We start from the raw sequence: 25,021 nt of genomic DNA, 5'->3' as shown, positions 1-25,021 counted from the left end.
CGCAAGGGGGAGTCTCGGCTGTTTATTTTCAGGTTGTTACCGGTCAGCCTTATCGGTGTAACGAGCCGAGGGTATTGAAAAGGAAAACCTATGCAAACCAGTTTGTTGAAGCCCAAGATCATCGCAGTTGAATCGCTGGGCGAAAGCCACGCGAAAGTGGTCATGGAACCGTTTGAACGCGGTTACGGCCACACCTTGGGTAACGCGCTCCGGCGCGTGCTGTTGTCGTCGATGATCGGCTACGCGCCGACCGAAGTGACGATCGCAGGCGTCGTACATGAGTATTCGACGCTCGACGGTGTGCAAGAGGACGTGGTCAACCTGTTGTTGAACCTGAAGGGCGTAGTGTTCAAGCTTCATAACCGTGACGAAGTGACGGTTACGCTGCGCAAGGAGGGCGAAGGCGTTGTTACCGCTGGCGACATCGAACTCGCGCATGATTGCGAAGTTATCAACCCTGATCACGTGATTGCGCATCTGTCGAAGGGCGGCAAGCTCGATGTCCAGATCAAGGTCGAGAAGGGCCGCGGTTACGTGCCGGGCAATGTGCGTCGTTACGGCGAAGAGTCGGCCAAGATCATCGGCCGTATCGTGCTGGACGCGTCGTTCTCGCCGGTTCGCCGCGTGAGCTATGCCGTTGAAAGCGCGCGCGTCGAACAGCGTACCGACCTCGACAAGCTCGTGATGAACATCGAAACCAACGGTGTGATCTCGCCGGAAGAAGCGATCCGTCAATCGGCTCGCATTCTGGTTGATCAACTGTCTGTGTTCGCTGCACTGGAAGGCACCGAAGCAACGGCTGAAGCGCCGTCGCGCGCGCCGCAGATCGATCCGATCCTGCTGCGTCCGGTCGATGATCTCGAATTGACGGTTCGGTCCGCGAACTGTCTGAAGGCCGAGAACATCTACTACATCGGCGATCTGATCCAGCGCACGGAAAACGAGTTGCTCAAAACGCCGAATCTGGGCCGCAAGTCGTTGAACGAAATCAAGGAAGTACTGGCGTCGCGTGGTTTGACGCTCGGCATGAAGCTCGAAAATTGGCCGCCCGCTGGGCTGGACAAATAAATCGGCGCTCCGTCCCGGGACAGAACCCGTCGCTGCACTGGCAAAGACGCGGATTTTCCTTTAAAATCCGCGTCTTGCCTTTTTCAACTACCGGCCCGTGCACTCGAATTTGCAGTAGAGCGAGCGCGATAGAAGAGCTGGACCAAAACTCTGAATCGAAGGAATCAACATGCGTCACCGTCATGGTCTGCGGAAACTGAACCGCACGAGCAGCCACCGTCTGGCAATGCTCCGTAATATGTCCAACTCGCTGATCGAGCACGAAGTCATCAAGACCACGCTGCCGAAGGCGAAAGAACTCCGTAAAGTTGTCGAGCCGCTGATCACGCTGGGCAAGAAGCCGTCGCTGGCAAATCGCCGTCTGGCATTCAACCGCCTGCGCGACCGTGACTCGGTCACGAAGCTGTTTGAAGTCCTCGGCCCGCGCTACGCTACCCGTCCGGGCGGCTACCTGCGCGTGCTGAAGTTCGGCTTCCGCGTCGGCGACAATGCACCGATGGCTCTGGTCGAATTGCTCGATCGTCCGGAAGTTGAAGAAGTTGAAGTGCAAGAAGCCGAATAAGCTTCAGCGCACTAAAAAGCCAAGCGTCACGCTTGGCTAAAGAATGCAGACGAACCCCACGTTTCTAGAAGCGTGGGGTTTTGTTTTTTGGCTAGGCAAATGTCCCCGTGAATCGCAGGGTTTCGTCGGAAAAGCCGTTCGAAAAGCGCAATGGCAGGTCAAAGCGCGTATGACCAACGGGCCGCATCGCTACAACATGCAGCCCTCAAGCGACCAAAGCGGCTGCAGCGCTTTCGGAATCCATGTTCAAGCGCGGAGCCAGTCAATCCGCAGTGACCAAATGCCGCACGCGCGGGGCCGCGCTGCCTGCGGCACTTCATTGCCAGGTGATACGATATTGGCACCCGAATCGTGCTTTGCCGGAGCTTTCAGTGAGCGTGAGTGTTACCTTGATCCTGACGACGGTGCCCGACGCGACCGTTGCTGACAAGCTCGCCGCAGACGCGCTGGCCGCCCGGCTGTGCGCCTGCGTAACGCAACTCGGAGCCGTGCAATCGCGCTACCACTGGCAAGGGCGAGTCGAAACGGCGCAAGAAATACAGTTGTTGTTCAAGACCAGCGCTGCCCGCGCTCTTGAGCTTGAGCAGTACATACAGACGCACCATCCGTACGACACGCCGGAAATTCTGTCGTGGCAAGCCATGGCCTCGGCCACTTATGGTCAGTGGATCCTTGCAGAAACCCAACGCCCCCTACATGTTTAATTGTCTCGACGGGCGCGCGCGCCATGCGCTTCGTGCCGCGTTCCTCCTCTTTGCCGGCCTGATCCTGGCGCAGTTCTGCAACCTCGCGGGTGCGGCAGACGACTTCCTCGATCCGGCTGTAGCGTTCAAGTTCAGTGCGGCAGAAAAGCCGGGCGAAGTCGACATTACGTACAAAATTGCCGACGGCTATTACATGTACCGGGAGCGTTTCACGTTCGCGACTCGCAGTGGAAACGCGACAATTGGTGAGCCGCAGTTGCCGGCGGGCCATATCAAGTTCGATCAGACATTTAACAAGAACGTCGAGACGTATCGCAACGAACTGACGATCCGCATCCCGGTTAAGCAGGCCGCCGGAGGGTTCGATCTGGCCGTGACATCCCAAGGGTGTGCGGACGCCGGTATCTGCTATCCGCCGATGGAGCGCGTCTACCATGTAAGCGGTGCTGCTCTGCAACCGGCGGGCAGCGCGGCCGCGCTGCAATCGAAGGCGAGTGATACGCCGTGGTACGAGCGCGCGACCAACGCCGATTACGCGCAATCGCTTCTGCAGGGCGGCGGTTTCCTCACGATCATCGGGCTTTACTTCGTCGCGGGCATGGTACTGAGCCTGCTGCCCTGCTCATACCCGATGATTCCCATTCTGTCGGCAATCATCATCGGCGAGGGCGCACGGGTCACGCGCGCTCGGGGCTTGGCGCTATCGCTCGCCTATGTAGTCGGAATGGCGCTCGTCTACACCGCCCTCGGAATTGCCGCCGCGCTCGTTGGGCAAAGTCTGGGCGCGTGGCTGCAAAATCCCTGGGTGTTGGGCGCGTTCGGCGTGCTACTGACCGTTTTTGCGCTCACGCTGATTGCGGGTTTCGATATCGCATTGCCGCAGCGTTGGCAGGAGGGCGTTTCGCACGTGTCGGCGCGGCGCTCCGGTGGCAAGTTTGCAGCCGTTGCCGGAATGGGCGCGCTGTCCGCGTTGGTCGTGGGTGCCTGCATGACTGCGCCGCTTTTCGCGGTGCTCGCCTTCATTGCGCACACGGGGAATGCGGTGCTCGGTGGCGCCGCGCTGTTCTCCATGGGACTTGGGCTTGGCGTGCCGCTGCTTATCATCGGATTTGGCGCCGGAACCTTGCTGCCGCGCGCCGGCGCGTGGATGGACGGCGTCAAAGTGCTGTTCGGTGTCGTGCTGCTCGCCGCGGCGCTCTGGATCGTCTGGCCGGTGCTCGGAGCAACGGCTGCCATGCTCCTGAGTGCACTCTGGCTCTTGATCGCCGCGGCATCGCTGGGCCTCTTTTCGGCACCTTTGGCGCAAGCGTCGATATGGCGCCGGCTTGGCCGCGGTATCGGCGCCGCCTTGGCTGTTTGGGCCGCTGTCCTGCTCGTTGGCCTGGCGGCTGGCTCGTCAGATCCGTTGCGTCCGTTGGCTGTGCTGGCGACGCGCGGGGGCGCGCCGGTACCGGATCGTGCGGCTGGCTCGCCCCAGAGTGCGTCGCAGGGCGATCTGGCGTTTCAACCGGTGCGATCATCCGTCGGACTGGATGAAGCCGTCAAAGCCGCCGCGCAGCCGGCGATGCTCGATTTCTACGCCGACTGGTGCGTCAGTTGCAAAGAGATGGAGAAATTCACCTTTAGCGACCCGCGCGTCCAGGCGAAATTGAAGGAGATGAATCTGCTGCGCGCCGACGTCACTGCCAACAACACCGACGACCAGGCACTGCTCAAGCGCTTTGGCCTTTTCGGCCCGCCGGGAATTATCTTCTTCGACCGCGGCGGCAAGGAGGTACTGCGCGTCGTCGGTTACGAGTCGGCCGACAAATTCCTGCGCACGCTCGAACGGGCGAGCCGACCTCAGGCGTGATTGCATTGACCGCATGAACGAGCGGCAAGCGCGAGTGTATAAAAAACGGAGGCGTGACCAAAAAGTCCGCCTCCGTTTTACGTTCTTGCCCTTGCTGAACCCGCACATGAATTGACTCAGGCCGTTACGAGCGAGCCAGACGAGCTAGCTGCCGCCAAGCGCGGCGCAACCTACTTCTGCGAGCGAAGAATCCGCGCTGCATCCAGCGCGAAATACGTCAGAATGCCGTCCGCGCCCGCGCGCTTGAAGGCGAGCAGCGATTCCATCATCGCCTTGTCGTGGTCCAGCCAGCCGTTCTGAGCTGCTGCCTTCAGCATCGCGTATTCGCCGCTGACCTGATAGACGTAAGTCGGGAACTGGAACTCGTCCTTCACCCGGCGCACGATATCCAGGTACGGCATGCCCGGCTTGACCATGACCATGTCCGCGCCTTCGTTGATGTCCGCTTGCACCTCGCGCAACGCCTCGTTGGAGTTGGCGGGGTCCATCTGGTACGTCATCTTGTTGCTTTTGCCGAGGTTTGTCGCGGAGCCCACGGCGTCGCGGAATGGGCCGTAGAACGCGGACGCGAACTTGGCTGCATAAGCCATGATCCGCGTGTGGACATAGTCCTCGCTTTCGAGCATTTCGCGGATGGCGCCAATGCGGCCATCCATCATGTCCGAGGGCGCAACGATATCGACGCCGGCTTCAGCCTGCGCCCGTGCCTGTTCGATCAGGATGTCGACGGTCTCATCGTTGATCACGTAGCCGTTTTCGTCGAGTACGCCGTCCTGGCCGTGGCTTGTGTACGGATCCAGCGCGACGTCGGTGAGAACGCCCAGATCCGGGAAGTGCTTCTTCAGCTCGCGAACCGCGCGCGGGATCAGACCCGCGGCGTTGGTGGCTTCGCGGCCATCGGGCGTCTTAAGCGACGGTTCGATCGCCGGAAACAGCGACAGCACCGGCACGCCGAGCTCGACGCATTGCTCAGCGACTTTCATCAGCAAGTCGACCGAAACCCGCTCGACGCCAGGCATCGACGGCACGGCTTGCCGCACGTTGGTGCCTTCGACTACAAAGACGGGGTAAATCAGATCGTTGGTGGTGAGGATGTTCTCGCGCATCAGGCGGCGCGAGAAGTCGTCGCGGCGCATGCGGCGAGGACGATAGTGCGGGTAGAAGCTCATGGAATTGAAGATCGTGGATGTCTTGACGTAGGACAGTACCCGGAGAGGTGCTCGGGAGCCGACGCCCGCTCACGGAAACTTTTCAAGACAATGGTATATCATACCGATCGAGCAAGGCGCTTGGCGCTGACCTCCCCGCTTCTCCTCCCTGAGCGGGTGCCTGTCGTTTTTCGATTAGGCTGTTTGACCCGCCGTTAAAGCGGCGGGTTTTTTTATGGGCGGCGAAAAGGGCGCGTTCAGGCTTTCAGCAAACACACCGCGAGGTTACTGTGCGGCGTCGGTCGTGCCCTTCGTTTCGGGGATCAGCCAGCTTTCAATCAGTTCGTGAGCTTCGTCGATACCTACCCGCTTGAGCGCCGAGAAGAGTTGCGCCGTCAGCTCGCCCTGGTAGCCCGCGGCACGATATTCGTCAAAACCCTTCTGTGTCGCGCGCAACGCATTCACGCTTTCCTGACGCGTCAATTTGTCGCATTTTGTGAGCAGCGCGTGGATCGGCTTTCCGGTCGGAGCAAACCACTCGATCATTCGCCGATCCAGATCGGTCAGCGGCCGGCGCGAGTCCATCATGAGGATCATGCCGCGCAATTGCGAACGCGATTGCAGGTACGTGGAAAGCAACGCCTCCCAATGAGCCTTGGCTGCGCCAGGCACCTCCGCATAGCCGTATCCGGGCAGATCCACAAGATGGGCCGTGGGTTCGTCCGCCTTGCCGACGGAAAAGTAATTGATGTGCTGCGTGCGTCCCGGTGTCTTACTCGCGAACGCGAGCCGCTTCTGATTGCACAGGATATTGATGGCCGTCGACTTGCCTGCATTCGAGCGCCCGGCAAAAGCAATCTCGGGCTGAGCGGTGGCCGGCAGATCACGAAGGTGATTGACGGTCGTGAAAAAGCGGGATTGGTGGAGCAGGAAGGACATGATCAGGCCAGATTTCGAGACGCCGGGGAACCCGGAGTGGGGACGGGTCAAGCCCGACTGGCGTCTTAGCGATTAGCGAGTTATTGTACAATACGATGGTTTACTGAAAACCTGAGGGGGCCAGCCCGCGTGCCTCGGCGGCTCCTGGCGGTCACTCGGGTCGCCGTCGTATTGTGCAAAACCTCTAAAATCCACAAGACGAGACAGGGTGTGCGAATGAATCGACTGTGCAAGGCTCTGATGGTTTTTCATGTAGCAGCAGGTCTTTCAAGTTTGGCAATTCAGGCACGAGCAGCAGATCCGGCAAAGCCGGACGTCAATCGGGGGCAGGCAATCGCAGTGCAAGTTTGCGCGTCATGTCACGGCGCAGACGGCAACAGTGCCGGCGGCGCATACCCAAAACTGGCGGGCCAGCATCCCGACTATCTCGTCAAGCAACTCAAGGATTTCAAGCCGCAGCCCGGCGCCAAGCAGCCCGCGCGTAACAATGCGATCATGACGGCTATGGCGGCCGCGCTCTCCGACCAGGATATGGTCAACGTCGCGGCCTACTTCGCGGCGCAGGCTCCAAAGCCCGGTTACGCGCACAACAAGGACACGGTGCCGCTCGGGCAGAAGATTTATCGAGGCGGCATCGCGGACAAGGGCGTGCCGGCCTGTGCGAGTTGTCACGGGCCTACGGGTCAGGGTATTCCGTCGCAATATCCGCGCTTGTCCGGCCAATGGGCTGAATACACGGTGGCGCAGCTGAACGCGTTCACGCAGGGCCCCGGAGCGCGCAACAACAACGAGGCGATGCATGCTGTCGCATCGCGTCTGTCGGACAGCGAGATCAAAGCTGTGGCCGATTACATCGCGGGCCTGCACTAAGAGGTTCGCGCGCAATTGCAACCGGCCCGCCGAGGCCGGTAAAAAACAAGAAAAGGGTGGGGGCGTCGTGTCAACGGTCGCCCTTCACCCTTTTTTGCTGTTCAGTCGGAGTATGAATGAGCGTCACCACGTCGGGTTTGCAGTCGAAGTCGAGCAATCGCATTGTGCGCAGCGTTGTCGAAGTATTGAGTTCGATGCGTTTCGCCATTGCGCTGCTCGTGATCCTGTCGATCGCCAGCATTATCGGCACCGTCCTTACGCAGGACGATCCCTATCCCAATTACGTCAACCAGTTCGGGCCGTTCTGGGCCGATATCTTCCGCGCGCTAAGCCTTTACACGGTTTACAGCTCGTGGTGGTTCATGCTGATTCTCGGCTTTCTGATGGTGTCGGTGTCGCTGTGCGTGATCCGCAACGCGCCGAAAATGATCGCCGACACAAAGAGCTGGAAAGACAAGGTCCGCGAAGCCAGCCTCCGCGCGTTCCATCACAAGGGCGAGTTCGCGGTGCACGGCACGCGTGCCCAGACGTCGGCAGTGCTCGCCAGACTGTCCGCCAAGCTCGGCTACAAGTTCGTCACGCGCGAGTCGGACGGCGCCACGCTGATCGCGGCCAAGCGCGGCGCGTTGACCAAACTCGGCTACATCTCCGCGCACATTGCGATCGTGGTGATTTGCCTTGGCGGCCTGCTCGACAGCAATCTGCCGATCAAACTGCAAATGTGGCTGTTCGACAAATCGCCGATCCGCGCGAACACCGTAATCAATGACATCCCGCCGGAGCATCGCCTGTCGCAATCAAATCCGACGTTCCGCGGATACGCATGGGTGCCGGAAGGGCAGCACGTGTCCACCGCGATCCTCAACCAGCCGGACGGCTCGCTGATCCAGGACCTGCCGTTTTCGATCGAGTTGCAAAAATTCATCGTCGATTATTATTCGACGGGCATGCCGAAGCTGTTCGCTAGCGACATCGTCGTGGTAGATCACAAGACCGGCGCGCGCGTGCCGGCTCGTATCGAGGTGAATAAGCCGTTCGAATACGACGGCGTGTCGATCTATCAATCGAGCTTCCAGGACGGCGGCTCGCAAATGCAGATGACGGCCTATCCGATGACAGGCCCAAGCGCGAAAACCGCGCCTTTCGGCGGCACGATCGGAGGCAATGCGCCGTTGAGTTCGGCCACGTCGCTTGCCGACGGGCAGACCGTCGAGTTCACCGACTTCCGCGCGATCAACGTAGAGAACATTTCCAATGGCAGCGGCCAGACAGACGCCCGTGGCGTCGCCGCCCATCGCTCGTTGAAAGAAGCATTCGACGAGCGGCTCGGCTCGGGCGCGAAGACGTCCAAGCCGCTCGACCTGCATAACGTCGGCCCGTCGGTGCAGTACAAGGTACGCGATAAGGACGGCCAGGCGCGCGAATACAACAACTACATGCTGCCGGTGGCGGTTGCCGGGGAACGATTCTTCCTTGCCGGCATGCGCCTCAATCCCGACGATCCGTTCCGCTATCTGCGCATTCCCGCCGACAGCGGCGGAACCGTCAAGGATTGGATGAACCTGCGCGCAACGCTCGAGAACCCCGGAATGCGCGCGCAAGCCGCTCACCGCTTCGCCCAGCGCTCGGTGCCCGAAGCGAACACGGAATTGCAGCAGCACCTGGAAGAGAGCGCACTGCGCGTGCTGACCCTTTTTGCTGGCGCTGACAACTCCGTCAAAATGCCGAACGGCCAGCCAGTCGGCGGCTTCCAGGCCATCGCCGGATTTATCGACCATTCGGTGCCGAAAGGCGAGCAGGAAAAGGCTGCAGGCCTCTTGCTGCGCATGCTCGAAGGCTCGATGTGGGACCTTTGGCAACTGTCGCGCCAGCAAGTCGGTGAGCCAGAAGCGCAGGCCAACGCGGATTCGAGCCGCTTCGTACAAAGCTCGATCAATGCGATATCCGACAGCTTTCTGTATGGATCGCCGGTCTACTTGCAGCTCGACTCCTTCAAGCAGGTGCAAGCCTCGGTATTTCAGCTGACGCGCGCGCCCGGCAAAAAAGTCGTGTATCTTGGCAGCCTGCTTCTCGTGTTGGGCATCTTTTCGATGTTCTACGTCCGCGAACGGCGCCTGTGGTTCTGGCTCAAAGATACTGAGCAGGGCACCAATGTCGTGATGGCCATGTCGAGCGCGCGCAAAACGCTCGACTTCGAAAAAGAATTTGTTCAGACGCGCGACGCGGTCGGCGCCGCGTTGGGCGCGAAGCTCACCGATGCATCGTCCGGCACCGCCGGCACGCCGTCCGCAAGCTCACAAGATTCGACCCGGTAATACCATGGACTTGACTCAGGTTTCCTCATCTTCCCCGTCATCCGCCCGACCCGCCAAGGCGTCTGCGGACGAAGCGTTCAACGCTGCCCAATATGACGAGCGGCCGTTCCTGAAACGGCTTGGCATCGTCGACTGGCTATTCGCCCTCGCCATGGTCGCGGGCGCCGGGTTCGCGCTGTCGCGCTATTACCCGTACATGAATTACTACGACAAACTGGTGCTGGTGTGCGCGGTGCCGGTCTTCGTCGTGCTCGGCTGGCGCTGGAAGCCCGTGCGTCCGCTGATGGTGGGCATTGCGGCACTGTCGCTGCTGGCCATCCAGATCTATCACGGCGATCTGAGCCGGGCCGACAATGCCTTCTTCCTGAAGTATTTCCTGTCGAGCCAGTCCGCGATTCTGTGGATGAGCGCGCTTTTCGTGTTCGCCACCGTTTTCTACTGGATCGGCTTGCTCTCGCGCTCGCCCACCGGCGCCGCGATCGGCTCGAAAATGACCTGGGCCGCCGTGCTGATGGGCTTCGTCGGTCTGATGGTGCGCTGGTACGAGTCGTATCTGATCGGCGCGGACGTCGGCCATATTCCCATTTCGAACCTGTACGAAGTCTTCGTGCTGTTCAGCCTGATCACCGCGCTGTTCTATCTCTACTATGAACAGCACTACAACACGCGCGCGCTCGGTGCGTTCGTGCTGCTCGTGATCAGCGCCGCTGTCGGTTTCCTGATGTGGTATTCGGTCGCGCGCGACGCGCAGCAGATCCAGCCGCTCGTTCCGGCGCTGCAAAGCTGGTGGATGAAGATCCACGTGCCCGCGAACTTCATCGGGTACGGTAGCTTTGCGTTGTCGGCAATGGTCGCAGTCGCTTATCTGGCAAAGGAGCGCGGCATGTTGGCCGACCGCCTGCCGGCGCTCGAAGTGCTCGACGACGTCATGTACAAGTCGATTGCCGTCGGCTTCGCGTTCTTCACGATTGCGACGATTCTCGGCGCGCTGTGGGCGGCGGAAGCGTGGGGCGGCTACTGGAGCTGGGACCCCAAGGAAACGTGGGCGCTGATCGTCTGGCTGAACTACGCAGCCTGGCTGCATATGCGCTTGATGAAAGGCTTGCGCGGCGCGGTCGCCGCGTGGTGGGCGCTGACCGGCCTGCTCGTCACGACCTTTGCGTTCCTTGGCGTGAACATGTTCCTGTCGGGCTTGCATAGTTACGGCAAACTGTAATTTCCGCTGTTCCCAACCGACAAAGAACCGCCGCGTGTTTCGCACCGGCGGTTTTTTTATGGCCGGCGGAATATTTGCACGCCAAATGTGTTCGTCATGTGAGTACGCATGGATGGCCCGACGAGCGATCATCACCCTGGCCCCGTTAGATGTCTAAAGCGGCGGCCGGCAAGGAGCAGCATGATGTGGATCAAGCGAAGCGACAGAATTCAACTTACCGGCGACGATATCGCTCGCAGCGAAATCACGCCGCAGCACATTTTCGAGAACCGGCGGCGCGTGCTGCAGGCCGCAGGCGCGTTGGCGCTCGGCGGTCTGATCGCCGTGAACGGCGAAGCGCTGGCGGCCTACACCTCGACCGACCCGAAAGCGCAGAAACTGGCGGCCAAAACGAACGCGACGTTCGTCGCGCTGGACAAGATCACGCCGTTCAAGGACATCACCACGTACAACAACTACTACGAGTTCGGTACCGACAAGTCCGATCCGGCACATAACGCTGGAACATTGCGGCCTCGGCCGTGGAAGGTCAGTGTCGAAGGCGAGATCAAAAACCCGAAGGTCTACGACATCGACGAACTGCTCAAGCTCGCGCCGCTCGAGGAGCGCGTGTATCGGCTGCGTTGCGTCGAAGGCTGGTCGATGGTGATCCCGTGGATCGGCGTGCCGCTCGCCGAGCTGATCAAGCGCGTGCAGCCGACCGGCAACGCGAAATATGTTCAGTTCATTACGTTGGCCGACCCGTCGCAGATGCCGGGACTCTCCACGCCGATACTCGACTGGCCATACTCCGAAGGCTTGCGTATGGACGAGGCGATGAATCCGCTCACGCTGCTCACCATGGGTGTGTACGGTCAGGTGCTGCCGAACCAGAACGGCGCGCCGGTTCGCGTGGTGGTGCCGTGGAAATACGGCTTCAAGAGCGCGAAGTCGCTGGTGAAAATCCGCTTTGTCGAGAAACAGCCTGCGACGAGCTGGAACACCTATGCGTCGAGCGAGTACGGTTTTTATTCGAACGTGAACCCGAATGTCGACCATCCGCGCTGGAGTCAGGCGACTGAGCGGCGCATCGGCGAAGACGGCTTTTTCACGCCCAAGCGCAAGACGCTGCTGTTCAACGGCTACGGGGATCAGGTGGCGTCTCTTTATCAGGGCATGGACCTGAAGAAGAACTTTTGAGCGACATGACGATGGCTTCTGATACCCAATCTGTCACTCATACCGGGCGCAGCGCGCCGCGAGCCAATGCACCTGCCACGGCATCGGCAAAGCGTCCCGCCGCTGGCTCGCGCTGGGTCGTGCCCGCGAAAATCGCGGTGTTCATCGCGGCGTGGTATCCGCTGGCGCGGATCGTGTTGTTCGGCGTGACCGACCGGCTCGGCGCGAACCCGATCGAGTTCATCACGCGCTCAACGGGCCTGTGGACGCTCGTGTTCCTCTGCATCACGCTGGCTGTGACGCCACTGCGCCGGCTCACAGGCATCGCGGCGTTCGTGCGGTTTCGCCGCATGCTCGGGCTATACGCATTTTTCTACGCAACACTGCATTTCACGACGTATCTCTGGTTTGACAAATGGTTCGACGTGGCGGAGATCGTCAAGGACATCGGCAAGCGGCCGTTCATTACTGTGGGCTTTGCAGCGTTCGTGTTGCTGATCGCATTGGCCGCGACGTCGCCGCGCGCGATGGTGCGCAAGCTCGGCCGCCGCTGGCAGACGTTGCACCGCGCGATCTACGCGATCGGCGCGCTGGCGATCTTGCACTTCTGGTCGATGAAAGCGGGCAAGCACGACCTGATCCTGCCGAAAATCTACGGCGCGATCATGTTGGCGCTGCTGGGTTGGCGCCTGATTGTGTGGCTTCGCGAGCGGCGCAAGTTGAAGCCGCGCTGACTGCGCGCGAGCGTGAGCGCTAATAAAAAAAGGCGATGCCGCAATGGCATCGCCTTTTTCATTTGAAGCGGACTTGCGGCGCTGGTTACGCCGGCAAAACCGTCTCGCCCGCGAAGAGCTGCTGGACTTCTTCTCTCGCCCTAACTACATGCGCTTGTGTACCATCAACCATCACCTCCGCTGCGCGCGGGCGGGTGTTGTAGTTGGAACTCATCACGAAGCCGTAGGCGCCTGCCGAGCGAATCACGAGCAGATCGCCGGGCTCGACGGAGAGCAGCCGTTCGCGCCCCAGCCAGTCGCCGCTTTCGCACACCGGTCCCACGATGTCGTACACATGAGCGGGGACGTCGCGCTCAACAACGGCGTCGATAGCGTGGTACGCCTCGTACATTGCCGGGCGGGCGAGTTCGGTCATAGCCGCGTCCACAATGGCGAAATTCTTCTCAGCGCCCGGCTTCAGAAATTCGACGCGCGTGAGCAGCACGCCCGCATTGCCAACTAGCGAGCGGCCCGGCTCGAAATACACCTCGCGGTGGCCGTGACCCCGCGCCTCGATGCGATCGAGCACCGTGCGTACGAACTCGCCGATGTCCGGCGGTGTTTCGTCGTCGTAGGTGATGCCGAGGCCGCCGCCCACGTCGATATGACGAATCGCAATGCCGTCTTTCTCGATCAGTTCGACCAGGTCCAGAAGCTTGTCGACCGCGTCCAGATAAGGCGCGATCTCGGTTATCTGCGAGCCGATATGGCAGTCGATGCCGACAACCTCAAGGTTCGCCATGGCTGCGGCCGCCTGATACGTGGCGCGCGCATCTTCAAACGCGACGCCGAACTTGTTCGACTTCAGCCCAGTGGAGATGTAGGGATGCGTCTTCGCATCGACGTCGGGATTCACGCGCAGCGAGACGGGCGCCTTTTTGCCCATTTCCCCGGCCACCGTGTTCAGGCGATCGAGTTCCGGAATGGATTCGACATTGAAGCACTTCACACCCGCCGCGAGCGCCTCGCGCATTTCACTCGTGTGTTTGCCGACGCCGGAAAACACCGTGTTTTCCGCTTTGCCGCCGGCCGCCAGCACGCGGGCCAGTTCGCCGCCCGACACGATGTCGAAGCCCGCGCCGAGACGCGCGAACACGTTCAGCACCGCGAGATTGCTATTGGCCTTTACAGCCACGTGCACGCTCGCGCGACGGCCGGCGCACGCGCCTGCGTACGCGTTCCACGCGTCGGTGAGCGCGGCCCGGGAGTACACATAAAGCGGCGTGCCGAACTGTTCGGCGAGCGAAACGGCGGACACGCCTTCGACGTGAAGCACGCCGTTGACGTAGTCAAATGCAGGTCGAGTCATGCGGAGGTCTTATTGAACGGGAGTAGCGGCGGAAGCGGGCTGCGAAGCCGAAGCAGCGGAACCAGCGGATGAAGGAGACGCCGACAGTTCGTTCGCGGGCGCGAGCGAGAGCGGCGTGCCGGAAGTGTCAGGAATGGAGTCTGCGTCGGACGCGGTTTCGGCGCCGGGTTGTACTTCGTCAGGAGACGGCGGCTGTGTGCGGTCGATGGGCTTGGCCGGCAAAGGTGGCACGGTAGGCAAATAGAGCGAACCGCGTTGTCCGCAGCCGGCGAGCGAGCCACCGAGTGCGCAACCTGCGAGAATGGCTAAACCCGCTACAATCGCGCGGCCGGGCGCCGCCGCGCGCATCCGAGATACGACTCGCATGACTGTCCCTGAATAAATAATCGATGGAGTTTAGCATGTCCGATAGTGATTACCTGACCCGTGCAGAGGCCGCGCTAGCCGCCATCGAGCGCGCGCTGGACGACACCGAGGCCGACATCGAACTCGAGCGCAGCGGCAATGTGCTGACCCTCGAATTCGCGAATCGCTCGAAGATCATCGTGAATCTGCAACCGCCGATGAGCGAGATCTGGATAGCCGCGAAAGCGGGCGGTTTCCACTATCGTTTTGTCGATGGCGAGTGGCGCGACACGCGCAGCGGCAACGAGTTTTTCGCGGCGCTGTCCGAGTACGCGACGGAGCAGGCCGGCGAGCCGGTGCATTTCGAGGCGTGAACCCAGCATCGAGTGGTTAGACGCTTAACAAAACAAAAAGCCGACGCGCGGGAACTGCGCGGCGGCTTTTTTTTTGCGGCGTTCAGGGCGCTGGGTTAGTGCGCGCGGAACAGATTCATGATGTCCTGCTTCTCCTGCTCGCCGACTTGTCCCGGTGCGGCGGACGCGGCGCTTGCTTCGTCGAGTGCCGCCTGACTGATGCCGACCGTCCCAACGAAACCGTGGCCTGGCGTGAACTCGTCGAAATACAGTTCCGAGCCGACCTCGGTCACTCCGTCGGGCATCGGCATCTTGTACTCCGGCACGCCTTTGAGCGCGCGTCCCATGTACTCAATCCAGACCGGCAACGCGAGGCCGCCGCCGGTCTCCTTGTCGCCGAGGCTGCGAGGATTGTCGTAGCCGATCCACGCGATGGCGGTGAGCGTGTGCTGATAACCGGCGAACCACGCGTCGCGCGAATCGTTCGTCGTACCCGTCTTGCCGCCGAGGTCCGTGCGCTTGAGCGCGTTCGACTTGGCGCCGGTGCCTCGCTGCGCGACGCTCTGCAACAGGCTGTTCATCACATAGGCGTTGCGCGGTTCAATGGCGTGCGGCGCGCTTTGCTCGGCGACGAGCGGTTGCGCATGCGCGACTACGACGCCGCGCGGATCGGTAACTTCAGCAATCAGATACGGGTTGATCCGGTAGCCGCCGTTTGCGAATACCGAGAATGCACCCGCCATTTGCAGCGGCGTGACGAGACCCGCGCCCAGCGCCATGGGCAAGTAAGCCGGGTGACGGTCCGCATCGAACCCGAAGCGCGTGATGTACTGCTGCGCATACTTCGTACCAATGTGGTTGAGGATGCGAATCGACACCAGATTCTTGGACTTCTGCAACGCGGTCCGCATGGTCATCGGGCCGTCGAAGCCGCCGCCGTAATTCTTCGGTTCCCACGCCTGGCCGCCCGTCTCCGCTGCGCTGAAAAATAGCGGCGCGTCGTTGATCACGGTTGCCGGTCCAAGCCCTTTTTCAAGCGAAGCCGAATAAATGAACGGCTTGAAACTCGAGCCCGGCTGACGCCATGCCTGCGTGACATGGTTGAACTTGTTCTTGTTGAAGTCGAAGCCACCGACGAGCGCGCGAATCGCACCGTCTTGCGGCACCACGGAAACAAACGCACCTTCTACTTGCGGCAGTTGCGTGATTGCCCACTGACCGTCGTCGTTCTTGACGAGGCGAACGATCGCGCCCGGCCGCACGCGCTGGTTCGGCTGAGCGCGCGCGCTCAATGCAAACTGTGCAAAGCGCAGGCCGTCGCCCTGAACGGTCGCCACATTGCCGTCGATGAACGTCGCCTGCACCTGCTTCGGGCTCGCCTCCGTCACGACGGCCGCAATGATTTCGCCGTTGTCCGGATGTTCGAGCAATGCGTCGTCGATGGCCTGCTCGCGGTCGTCCGCGTCGGACGGCAGATTGATGAACGCTTCCGGTCCTCGATAGCCGTGGCGCCGCTCATAGTCCATCAAGCCTTTGCGCAATGCGCGGTAGGCGACGTCCTGATCCGCGGAGTCGATCGTCGTGACTACGTTCAGACCGCGCGTGTACGCTTCCTCTCGGTATTGCGCGTACATCATCTGCCGCACCATTTCCGCAACGTACTCGGCGTGCACGCTGAATTCCTTGCCAGCGCCCTTTACGACAAGAGCCTGACGGCTCGCTTCGTCGTACTGCTGCTGGTTGATGTAATGCAACTCGTACATGCGCTGAAGAATGTACTCCTGACGTACCTTCGCGCGCTTCGGATTCACCACCGGGTTATACGCGGACGGCGCTTTCGGCAAGCCCGCCAGCATGGCGGACTCCGCCAGCGTCAGATCTTTCATGTCCTTGCCGAAGTACACGCGCGCCGCGCTCGCGAAACCGTACGCGCGCTGACCGAGATAGATCTGATTCATGTAGACCTCGAGAATCTGATCTTTCGAAAGCTTCGACTCGATCTTGTAGGCGAGCAGCATCTCGTAAATCTTGCGTGTATAGGTCTTCTCGCTCGAAAGGAAGAAGTTGCGCGCGACCTGCATCGTGATCGTGCTTGCACCTTGCGTCGCATGGCCATTGGTCAGCGCGACGATGCCGGCGCGAGCGATACCGGTCAGGTCCACACCGCCATGGTCGTAAAAGCGCGCGTCTTCAATTGCAAGCACGGCTTTCTTCAGGCTATCGGGCACCTCCTGAATGCGGACGATGTCGCGCCGTTCTTCGCCGAACTCGCCGATCAGCACGTGGTCGGCGGTGTAGATGCGCAGCGGCACTTTCGGCCGGTAGTCGGTGAGCGCGTCAAGCGAGGGCAGGTTGGGCGTGGCCACGACGAGCGCATAGCCGACCACCAGCAGCACGCACACAATGCCCGCGACGATCAACCCGAAAAAGCCCAGCAGCAGCTTGAGCCACAACGGGCGTTTGCGCTTCTGCGGCGCGGGCGGCGGAGACGTGGATTGCATATAGGCACCAAAAAACAGTCCCGCGATTATAGCCGCCCCGCTTTTCAGCTTTCGGCGTGCTTACCGACAGTTCTTTACAAGTCTCTGCACCGCGTGAAATGAGGCTTTACTGTAGCTGCTTTGACGAACGTCGGGGCGGCCGCTCTTCAACGTTGGCCGTTTGGCTGAGTGTCGCCCAGCGGCGTGCTTACGCACAATTCTCCCTCGCTACTCGCGCTCGAATGGTTCGCCGCGTGAGTCTCAGGGAGGGCGTGATGACGTTAAGAAATTCATGGCTTGAAGCCGTGCAGGCAGGAGTGCAGCGTTTCGCTGCAGGTATCGACGTGGGTTCGCAAAACGTGCGGCTCGTCGTAGTGAGTCAGCGTGCACGCGCATGCGCTTCGATGCAGATCGAGTATGCGTGCACAGTGCCGCTTCCCGCGAATGCGATGGCCGGCAACGAGATCGCTGACCGGCAGTCGGTCGCTCGCGCGTTGCGCGACGCGTTCGCCGATATGCCTCACTCGTGCGCGACACAGGCGTTGCGATGCGCGATGGCCGTGCCCGCATCAGCAACGTTGACCGCCACTGTGCCGCTCGCGCGGCTCGCGATGCAAAGCGGTTGCGCGGAAGACGGCGGGCACGAACTCGGCGAAGTCGAACCTGCGGTCATGAACGAAGTGGAGCGCATCGCAGGACTCGAGCGTCACGCGCTGGCCGTCGACTGGTTCGTCGACGAGAGGTCCTCGCTCGCTCGTTCCGTGACGATTGCCGCGACCGGGCGCCAACATCTCGAAGCGCGGATCGAATGCGCAGCTGCCGCGGGCATTTCACTCACAGCGATCGACGGCGAACCGCATGCTGCGCTGAGGGCCATGCGCTATGCGGCGAGTCACGAACTCGATCCGCACGAACCGTATGTCGCGTTATGGATCGGCAACGACGGCGTGCATGGCTGGCGTCTCGTCGACGACACTATCGCAGCCGAGATGCACTACCCCGCGCCGGAACATTCGGATCTCGCAGACGCGTTGCGCGACCTCGCGCATGGTCCGATGCTCGACTGCGCGCTCGTGAGCGGTGAGGTGGAACTGCTGGAGGGCGTTGGCTTCTCGATCGCGGATATCGCAGACATCCTGGGCTGCACGGTCCTGCCGTTCGAGTGCGCGGCGCTGGGCTCGGTAGCACGTCAATTGAACGATCCGCTTCTGCATGAAGCGGCAGGCGCCGTCGCGTTCGGACTCGCGTTGCGCGGGGTGTTCGAATGAGCGCCTCAGTTTTCGATGCAGGCCGCTTTAACGCAGCGGCGCAACTTCATGTCGGGCGCGACATGCGCGGGCGGCGCGCCGTTCGTCCTGTCAAGCCATGGCTCGGCGGTTTCAATCTGCTGCCTCATCGACAACGCAAGGCCCGGCTCGCGCGTCGGCGATGTCTGCTGACATTGGCGATTGCAGCGTTGGCCGGTTGTGCAGCGGTCTTCGCGCTAGCCGGATATCAGGCGATAGAAAAGGCGCGGCTCGAGTCACAGCGTGCTTCTATCGAGCAATCGCTTGCGCAACTCGCCGCGCCGCTCGCCGAGCATGGGCGCCTGCTACAGGCGCGCGACGAGCAGCGCGACAAGGCCGCTCGCGCGAAGCGTTTGTCCGAGCCGCTCACGTATCTGCGCGACCTGCTGGACGCGCTGAGTTTCGAACCCGGCGACGGCGTTTTATTGCAGCAACTTCGCCAGCGCGAGCACGAGACGGAACTGGTGGCGACCTCTCGAGCGCATATCGATTCTGCGCAGTGGCTTAAGCGTCTCGGTGGAATTCCCGGTGTTACGGGTGCGGAAATGCGCGAGTCGCATCGCTCGTCGCCGCATGTGAGTCCAGGAGCGAATGCAAGCGCAGGAGCAGCCGCTGCGTTTGAGTTTGGCGCTCGCCTGCATTGGGAGGGCGCTGCGAATGTGGCGGACAAACGTGTTGGCGTCGCGGCATCGCAAAAAGCAAAAGCCGAGCACATTGGAGGTTCGAAATGAGTACGACATTTGCCGGATTCAGCGGCGTGCCGCGGCCACGAGTGTCGCTGTCGTATGCGCTCAGGCGTCTGCGCGCGCCGCTACATACGTGGAGCCCGCGTCGTCGCTGGGCAATTGCGTTGTTGATTGCGCTCGTCGTGTTCAGCCTTGGGGCGCACGGCTGGATTGTGGCCGATCTGGGGCGTCTGGCAGCGAGCCGCGCGGCGCTACTTGCAAGCGCGGAGCATCTGGCCGACGCAAGGCGAGCGCTTGCGCAATTGCCGTCGCTGCGTCGCGAAGCCGCCGCGGCAGAGTTCGCCCCCGCTGCCATAGTCGCTGCTTCGCGTGCGTCGAAGCAATGGACTTCGGCCGATGACGTGCGCGTCGTCTCAGAACTCGCCGCGCAGAACGGCGTGGCGTTATTGGCGGTCGAGCCCGGCGCCGCGAGCGGTACGGGCGCTCAGAGCGAGCGTCCCCTTCAGCTTGCCGCGCGCACCGACTTCATTCACCTGATGTCGTTCATGCGCGGACTGATCGAACTGCCGGTACTGATGGTTCCCGTCGATGTCGTCATCAAGCGCGACGGGTCTGCGCTTTCGGTGAGTGCGGCACTGCGCGTGTACAGCGGTTTACGCCCGGCGTCTGCCAGCCTCACGACGCAGGAGCTTGCCGACGCGAGCCTTGATTCGGATGACGAAGAAGATGTGGTGTTCTTCGATCCCTTCTCGCCCGCGCAAATGCAGGCGACTATCGATTTGCCCGGACAGCCGCAACTACGTCTTGTCGGATTGCTGCACGATCGCGCCCACGGTCTCGCATTGTTCGATACGCCCGAGGGCGCGACCACTGTCGCGTCCGGCCAGCAGATCGGCGACGAGCGCGTCACGCGCTTCGACACGTTCGGCATCACGCTCGCCAAAGGCGCTGCAACGCGGACGCTCGAGCTCGCGGAGGCCTCGTCATGAGCACAACGGAGCTATTTCGCGGCGACCGGCATGCATCTATCGGTGTTGCTGGAGTCTTAAGTGTTCGTGCCTGCGTCCGTGTGGGTCTTTGGGTGACCTTGTCTCTCGGCGCGGCGCTAACCACCGGCGCGGCAGGTGCCGCGATTCCATCGCTGCCTCCGTTGCCTGCCTACATGCCGCTCGACGATGCGGTGGCATCGTCCGACTCGCCATACAATGCGCCGCCGCTGCCTAGCGGTTCAGCCTCCGAAACACCGAACCCGTTCCGCGAGGATTCCGCGGATGCCACCGCCGTCTCACGCACGCCGACGGAGGCCGGGCAAAGCCACACAGACGATGCAATGGACGACGCCGATGGCTCAGTGCCTCTCGGCCGGCAACCTGCCGCCGCCAGCCATGCCGGCGCGAGCGCGTCGGCGCTCGAAGGCCCGCCGGTGCCATTGCCTCCGCTCGCGCGTCTGAGCGGCGCTCCGAAAACCGCTGCCGACGCGTCGCTTGCCGCCGACGACAAGCCGATCTCGCTCAACTTTCAGCGCGCCGAACTCGGCGCCGTGCTGAACGCGTTCGCACAGTTCACCGGCTTGAACATCGTCGCGAGCGAGAGAGTGCGCGGGGCCGTTTCGCTGCGACTGGACAAGGTTCCGTGGCGGGTCGCGTTCGACACGCTGCTCGACGTCAACGGTCTCGCCATGGAGCGCCGCGGCAACGTGGTCTGGGTTGCGCCGATCGCAGATCTGGCCGCGCGCGAACGGCAGCGCTTCGAGGCGCATGCGAGGACTGCGGATCTCGAGCCGCTCGCAAGCCGCACGTTCGAGCTGCACTACGCGCGCGCCGAGGACGTGCGACGCCTGCTGACCGGCTCGGGCAACCAGCGGGTGTTATCCAAACGCGGCGCGGTGACCGCCGATCCGCGCACCAATCTACTGTTCGTCACGGATCTGGAGGGGCGCCTCGCGCAGATCGCCGCACTGCTTGCTTCCGTCGACCGACCGACGCGCCAGGTGCTGATCGAGGCGCGCATCGTCGAAGGTGAGTATGGTTTTTCTCGCAATCTCGGCGTGCGGCTATCTATGGCCGGTACGAACGCCGACGGCACCACGCGTGGTTTGAGCGGCGGCAAGGACGGTCTCGTCTACGATCTGTCTGCCCGCCCGATTGCGGGTTTCGACGCGGCGACGGCCGGCTTGACGCTGTTCGCGGCGGGCGCGACGCGGCTTCTGAACGTCGAGCTGAGCGCGTTGGAGGCCGAGGGGCGCGGGGAAATCGTCTCCAGTCCGCGCGTCGTTACCGCCGACAGGATGAAGGCCGTGGTCGAACAAGGCACCGAGTTGCCTTATCAGGCCAAAGTCGGGCAGGGCGTGTCGGGTGTGCAATTTCGCCGCGCCACGCTGAAGCTCGAAGTCGAGCCGCAGATTATGCCGGACGGCCGCGTCGTGCTGGACCTGGATGTTGCCAAGGACAGCGTCGGCGAACAGACCGACGCCGGGCCTGCAATCAACACGAAGCACGTGCAGACTCGGGTCGAAGTGGAAGACGGTGGTACGGTGTCGATTGGAGGAATTTACGCGACCGACGGCCGGGACGATGTGACTCGGGTGCCGCTCCTGGGCAAAATACCGATTCTAGGTGCGCTTTTCCGCCATCGGGCTCATCGCGACCAGCGCAGCGAACTGGCAGTTTTCATCACGCCGCGCGTCGTTCAGACGAATTAGGGGCACGCTGCCGCCGTTCCAACGCGGCGCCGCGCAGGCTCGACAAGGCAGCCGCTTTGCCAGTAAGCTGCGGCACGAACCATACCGGATTAGCCAGAGGACACCGTTGCAAGCGCGGGACGCACACGCCAATGTATTTTTTGTAGGGCTCATGGGGGCAGGAAAAACCACCGTGGGCCGGGCCATTGCGCGCCGTCTCGATCGCCCGTTTTTCGATTCAGACCATGAAATCGAAGCGCGCACGGGCGCGCGCATTCCTGTGATCTTCGAGCTGGAGGGCGAAGCCGGCTTTCGCGAGCGTGAGGCGAGCGTGATTTCCGAGCTCACCGGGCGCGACAGAATCGTACTCGCGACCGGCGGCGGCGCGGTGCTGCGGCCGGAAAACCGGCAGGCGCTGCAAAGCCGGGGCGTGGTGATCTACTTGCGCGCCAATCCGCACGATCTGTGGCTGCGGACCCGGCGCGACAAAAATCGCCCGCTTCTGCAGACGGAAGACCCCAAAGCGCGCCTCGAAGCGCTCTACGAAGTACGCGATCCGCTCTACCGCGAGTGCGCGCATTTCGTGATTGAAACCGGCCGGCCTTCCGTCAACGGACTCGTCAATATGGTTCTGATGCAGCTCGAGATGGCCGGCGTCGCCAAACATCCTGCGTCATAATGGGCCGTATGATTACCGTCAATGTCGAACTGGGCGAACGCGCCTACCCCATTCATATCGGTGCCGACCTGATCGGCCAGACCGCGCTGTTCGCGCCGCACATCGCTGGCAACTCGGTCACGATCGTCACCAATACCACCGTCGATCCGCTTTATGGCGACAGGTTGCGCGCCTCGCTCGCGCCGCTCGGCAAGCAGGTGTCCACTGTCGTGTTGCCGGATGGCGAGGCCCACAAGAACCTCGAAACGCTGAACCTGATCTTCGACGCGCTGCTCGGCTCGCGCGCCGACCGCAAGACCACGCTGATCGCGTTAGGCGGCGGCGTGATCGGCGACATGACGGGCTTCGCGGCTGCCTGCTACATGCGCGGCGTGCCGTTCATTCAGGTGCCGACCACGTTGCTTTCGCAGGTGGATTCGTCGGTGGGCGGCAAGACCGGTATCAATCATCCGCTCGGCAAGAACATGATCGGCGCGTTCTATCAGCCGCAGGCCGTGATCGCCGACATCGGCGCGCTGCGCACGCTGCCCGCGCGCGAACTGGCGGCGGGCGTGGCCGAGGTCATCAAGACCGGCGCTATTGCAGACGCCGGTTTTTTCCGCTGGATCGAAGCCAATGTCGAGGCTTTGAATCGCTGCGAGCCGGATGCGCTCGCCGAAGCGGTCAAGCGCTCGTGCGAGATCAAGGCGTCCGTGGTCGCGCAGGACGAGCGCGAAGGCGGACTGCGCGCCATTCTCAATTTCGGCCATACCTTTGGCCACGCGATCGAAGCCGGACTCGGCTACGGCGAGTGGCTGCATGGCGAGGCGGTCGGCTGCGGAATGGTGATGGCTGCGGACCTGTCGGTGCGCCTCGGCTATCTGGACGAAGCGTCGCGCAAGCGACTCGTCGACGTCATCGTCGCCGCACATTTGCCCACCCGCGCGCCGGCGCTCGGCGAGTCGCGCTATGTCGAACTGATGCGAGTCGATAAGAAAGCGGAAGCCGGCGCAATCAAATTCATTCTGCTGAAGCGTTTCGGTGAGACGCTCATCACCCAGGCGCCCGACGCCGAGGTGCACGCCACGCTGGCCGCCGCCGTCTGACGGCCGGCTTTGGCAGCGAGGCGCCGCGCACGGCGTCGACCGGCGCCGCCCATGTTTCGGAGAACCCGGTGACAGACAGGCGCAGCGACGATGTAAAGCAGGAACCCGCGGCGAACGCCGCAGCGCTCGGCGTCCCGACGCAGGAAGCGCTCGAAGCGCACCTCGCGCCATATGCCGCGCATTCGGCGCTCTCGCGCGGGCGCCGCTATCCGGAAGCACCACCGAGCGCGCGCACCGAATTCCAGCGCGACCGCGACCGGATCGTTCATTCAACGGCGTTCCGCCGGCTCGAATACAAGACGCAGGTTTTCGTGAATCACGAGGGCGACCTGTTTCGTACGCGTCTCACGCACAGCCTCGAAGTCGCGCAGATTGCACGTTCGGTGGCGCGCAACCTGCGTGTCAACGAAGACCTCGTCGAAGCGATTTCACTTGCGCACGATCTCGGCCACACGCCCTTCGGACATGCCGGCCAGGATGCGCTGAACGAATGCATGCGCGAGCACGGCGGCTTCGAGCACAATCTGCAAAGCCTCGCGGTGGTTGACGATCTCGAGGAGCACTACGGCGCGTACAACGGCCTGAATCTGTGTTTCGAAACGCGCGAGGGCATTCTCAAGCACTGCTCGCGCGAAAACGCGCGTCGGCTGGGTGCTTTGGGCGAGCGTTTTCTCGAAGGACGCCAGCCGTCCATCGAGGCGCAGATCGCGAACGTGGCCGACGAGATCGCGTATAACAATCACGACGTGGACGACGGCTTGCGCTCCGGTTTGCTGACCGTCGAGCAACTCGCCGAAGTTGAGTTGTGGCAAACACACTATGAAGCCGCGCGGCGCGATTTTCCGCAGATCGAAGGCCGCCGGCTGATCCATGAGACGGTGCGGCGCATCATCAACACGCTGATTGTCGATCTAATCGACACCACGAAGCTCAACCTGACCCGTCATGCGCCGGATTCGCTCGACGCCGTGCGCGCCGCGCCGGCGATCGTCGCGCATAGCGAAGCGGTGGCAGCGCAGGCTGCAGCGCTCAAGCGTTTTCTATTCAAGAACCTGTACCGCCATTACCGCGTGATGCGGATGGCGAACAAGGCGCGCCGCGTGGTCGTCGGTCTGTTCGACGCGTTCACCGAAGATCCTCGGCTGCTGCCTCCGGGCTACCAGTCCACCGACACCACGCAGCAACCTCGGCTTATCGCGCATTACATCGCAGGCATGACGGACCGGTACGCGCTGAAGGAGTACCAGCGTCTCTTTGTGATCGACGATAACTGAGCGAGCACGAGCCGTGGCAAGCGAGAGCCACGGCAGGGCGCAACTCGGGTGAACCGGGCAGATGAGGCACGGCAGAGACCGCCTGGGTTGGCGATCTCCCACATCGGGCTGCACAGCGTCGATGCAACGGGACACTAACGCCATGCAGCCCGGCCGCGCGCTTGAGCCACACTGCTCAGCGCTCTTCTCCGCGCAAGCTCAAGCGCGCTTTAGCGCAACATTCAGCGCACGGTTCAGCG

At 62.1% G+C, this 25,021-nt stretch carries 22 protein-coding genes; 17 read left to right on the top strand and 5 right to left on the bottom strand.

What is annotated here, in order from left to right; all coding sequences use genetic code 11:
• Positions 1-90 precede the first annotated feature (90 nt).
• The 4 genes from OH764_RS15765 (at position 91) to dsbD (ending at position 4,186) form a co-directional block, all read left to right on the top strand.
• Positions 91-1,068: a DNA-directed RNA polymerase subunit alpha gene (locus OH764_RS15765; RefSeq protein ID WP_006052226.1), complete on the top strand. Its 978-nt coding sequence runs from the start codon at positions 91-93 to the stop codon at positions 1,066-1,068.
• Positions 1,069-1,237: 169 nt separating this feature from the next.
• Positions 1,238-1,630: a 50S ribosomal protein L17 gene (rplQ, locus tag OH764_RS15760; RefSeq protein WP_006052227.1), complete on the top strand. Its 393-nt coding sequence runs from the start codon at positions 1,238-1,240 to the stop codon at positions 1,628-1,630.
• Between the two features lie 371 nt (positions 1,631-2,001).
• Complete coding sequence (cutA, locus tag OH764_RS15755) at positions 2,002-2,334, top strand: divalent-cation tolerance protein CutA (RefSeq protein ID WP_408424145.1); 333 nt, start codon at positions 2,002-2,004, stop codon at positions 2,332-2,334.
• Positions 2,327-4,186 carry a protein-disulfide reductase DsbD gene (gene dsbD / locus OH764_RS15750; RefSeq protein WP_498847402.1) on the top strand — a complete coding sequence of 620 codons (1,860 nt, stop codon included), beginning with the start codon at positions 2,327-2,329 and terminating at the stop codon, positions 4,184-4,186. Before cutA ends, dsbD begins: the two co-directional genes overlap by 8 nt.
• Positions 4,187-4,356: 170 nt before the next feature.
• Here dsbD and hemB read toward each other — a convergent pair whose 3' ends face one another.
• Entirely contained in the window at positions 4,357-5,355 is a 999-nt protein-coding gene (gene hemB / locus OH764_RS15745) for a porphobilinogen synthase (RefSeq protein WP_498847401.1), read from the bottom strand.
• Between the two features lie 264 nt (positions 5,356-5,619).
• Positions 5,620-6,273, bottom strand: a complete 654-nt coding sequence (gene yihA, locus OH764_RS15740) for a GTP-binding protein (protein ID WP_498847400.1) — start codon at positions 6,271-6,273, stop codon at positions 5,620-5,622.
• Positions 6,274-6,489: 216 nt separating this feature from the next.
• On the opposite strand from yihA, the gene OH764_RS15735 reads away from it, so the two are divergent.
• From OH764_RS15735 to msrQ, 5 genes are all read left to right on the top strand, one after another.
• Positions 6,490-7,143 carry a c-type cytochrome gene (locus tag OH764_RS15735; protein ID WP_088176469.1) on the top strand — a complete coding sequence of 218 codons (654 nt, stop codon included), beginning with the start codon at positions 6,490-6,492 and terminating at the stop codon, positions 7,141-7,143.
• Positions 7,144-7,259: 116 nt separating this feature from the next.
• Positions 7,260-9,458, top strand: coding sequence for a cytochrome c biogenesis protein ResB (locus OH764_RS15730; RefSeq protein WP_498847399.1), 2,199 nt, complete (start codon positions 7,260-7,262; stop codon positions 9,456-9,458).
• Positions 9,459-9,462: 4 nt separating this feature from the next.
• Complete coding sequence (gene ccsB, locus OH764_RS15725; protein ID WP_498847398.1) at positions 9,463-10,674, top strand: cytochrome c biogenesis protein; 1,212 nt, start codon at positions 9,463-9,465, stop codon at positions 10,672-10,674.
• 183 nt (positions 10,675-10,857) lie between these two features.
• Entirely contained in the window at positions 10,858-11,853 is a 996-nt protein-coding gene (gene msrP, locus OH764_RS15720; protein ID WP_498848840.1) for a protein-methionine-sulfoxide reductase catalytic subunit MsrP, read from the top strand.
• An 11-nt stretch (positions 11,854-11,864) separates the two neighbouring features.
• Entirely contained in the window at positions 11,865-12,566 is a 702-nt protein-coding gene (gene msrQ, locus OH764_RS15715) for a protein-methionine-sulfoxide reductase heme-binding subunit MsrQ (protein WP_498847397.1), read from the top strand.
• Positions 12,567-12,651: 85 nt separating this feature from the next.
• Here the strand turns inward: msrQ and lysA are convergent, their stop codons facing one another.
• Both lysA and OH764_RS15705 read right to left on the bottom strand, forming a co-directional pair.
• Positions 12,652-13,914, bottom strand: a complete 1,263-nt coding sequence (lysA, locus tag OH764_RS15710) for a diaminopimelate decarboxylase family protein (RefSeq protein WP_498847396.1) — start codon at positions 13,912-13,914, stop codon at positions 12,652-12,654.
• A 9-nt stretch (positions 13,915-13,923) separates the two neighbouring features.
• A complete protein-coding gene (locus OH764_RS15705; RefSeq protein WP_110405661.1) occupies positions 13,924-14,280 on the bottom strand; it encodes a lipoprotein in 357 nt (118 codons plus the stop codon).
• A gap of 35 nt (positions 14,281-14,315) precedes the next feature.
• Between OH764_RS15705 and cyaY the strand changes: the two genes are divergently transcribed.
• The gene (gene cyaY, locus OH764_RS15700) at positions 14,316-14,633 is read left to right on the top strand and encodes an iron donor protein CyaY (protein ID WP_020070599.1); all 318 of its coding nucleotides are present in this window, start codon (positions 14,316-14,318) and stop codon (positions 14,631-14,633) included.
• A 95-nt stretch (positions 14,634-14,728) separates the two neighbouring features.
• Here cyaY and OH764_RS15695 read toward each other — a convergent pair whose 3' ends face one another.
• Positions 14,729-17,113, bottom strand: a complete 2,385-nt coding sequence (locus OH764_RS15695) for a penicillin-binding protein 1A (RefSeq protein ID WP_498847395.1) — start codon at positions 17,111-17,113, stop codon at positions 14,729-14,731.
• Positions 17,114-17,367: 254 nt separating this feature from the next.
• On the opposite strand from OH764_RS15695, the gene pilM reads away from it, so the two are divergent.
• The 7 genes from pilM (at position 17,368) to OH764_RS15660 (ending at position 24,782) form a co-directional block, all read left to right on the top strand.
• Complete coding sequence (gene pilM / locus OH764_RS15690) at positions 17,368-18,360, top strand: type IV pilus biogenesis protein PilM (RefSeq protein ID WP_498847394.1); 993 nt, start codon at positions 17,368-17,370, stop codon at positions 18,358-18,360.
• Complete coding sequence (locus OH764_RS15685) at positions 18,357-19,109, top strand: PilN family protein (RefSeq protein WP_498847393.1); 753 nt, start codon at positions 18,357-18,359, stop codon at positions 19,107-19,109. Before pilM ends, OH764_RS15685 begins: the two co-directional genes overlap by 4 nt.
• A complete protein-coding gene (locus OH764_RS15680; protein WP_498847392.1) occupies positions 19,106-20,053 on the top strand; it encodes a hypothetical protein in 948 nt (315 codons plus the stop codon). Before OH764_RS15685 ends, OH764_RS15680 begins: the two co-directional genes overlap by 4 nt.
• Positions 20,050-21,765 carry a type IV pilus secretin PilQ gene (locus tag OH764_RS15675; RefSeq protein ID WP_498847391.1) on the top strand — a complete coding sequence of 572 codons (1,716 nt, stop codon included), beginning with the start codon at positions 20,050-20,052 and terminating at the stop codon, positions 21,763-21,765. Before OH764_RS15680 ends, OH764_RS15675 begins: the two co-directional genes overlap by 4 nt.
• A 106-nt stretch (positions 21,766-21,871) precedes the next feature.
• Positions 21,872-22,423: a shikimate kinase gene (locus OH764_RS15670; protein WP_498847390.1), complete on the top strand. Its 552-nt coding sequence runs from the start codon at positions 21,872-21,874 to the stop codon at positions 22,421-22,423.
• Positions 22,423-23,508: a 3-dehydroquinate synthase family protein gene (gene aroB / locus OH764_RS15665; protein ID WP_498847389.1), complete on the top strand. Its 1,086-nt coding sequence runs from the start codon at positions 22,423-22,425 to the stop codon at positions 23,506-23,508. Before OH764_RS15670 ends, aroB begins: the two co-directional genes overlap by 1 nt.
• A 68-nt stretch (positions 23,509-23,576) precedes the next feature.
• A complete protein-coding gene (locus OH764_RS15660; RefSeq protein ID WP_498847388.1) occupies positions 23,577-24,782 on the top strand; it encodes a deoxyguanosinetriphosphate triphosphohydrolase family protein in 1,206 nt (401 codons plus the stop codon).
• Positions 24,783-25,021 lie beyond the last annotated feature (239 nt).

Source organism: Burkholderia sp. M6-3, from assembly GCF_050858985.1.
Classification (GTDB): Bacteria; Pseudomonadota; Gammaproteobacteria; order Burkholderiales; family Burkholderiaceae; genus Paraburkholderia; species Paraburkholderia caledonica.
The sequence above is the reverse complement of the archived record's forward strand: the minus strand, read 5'-3'. Positions and strand labels throughout refer to the sequence as shown.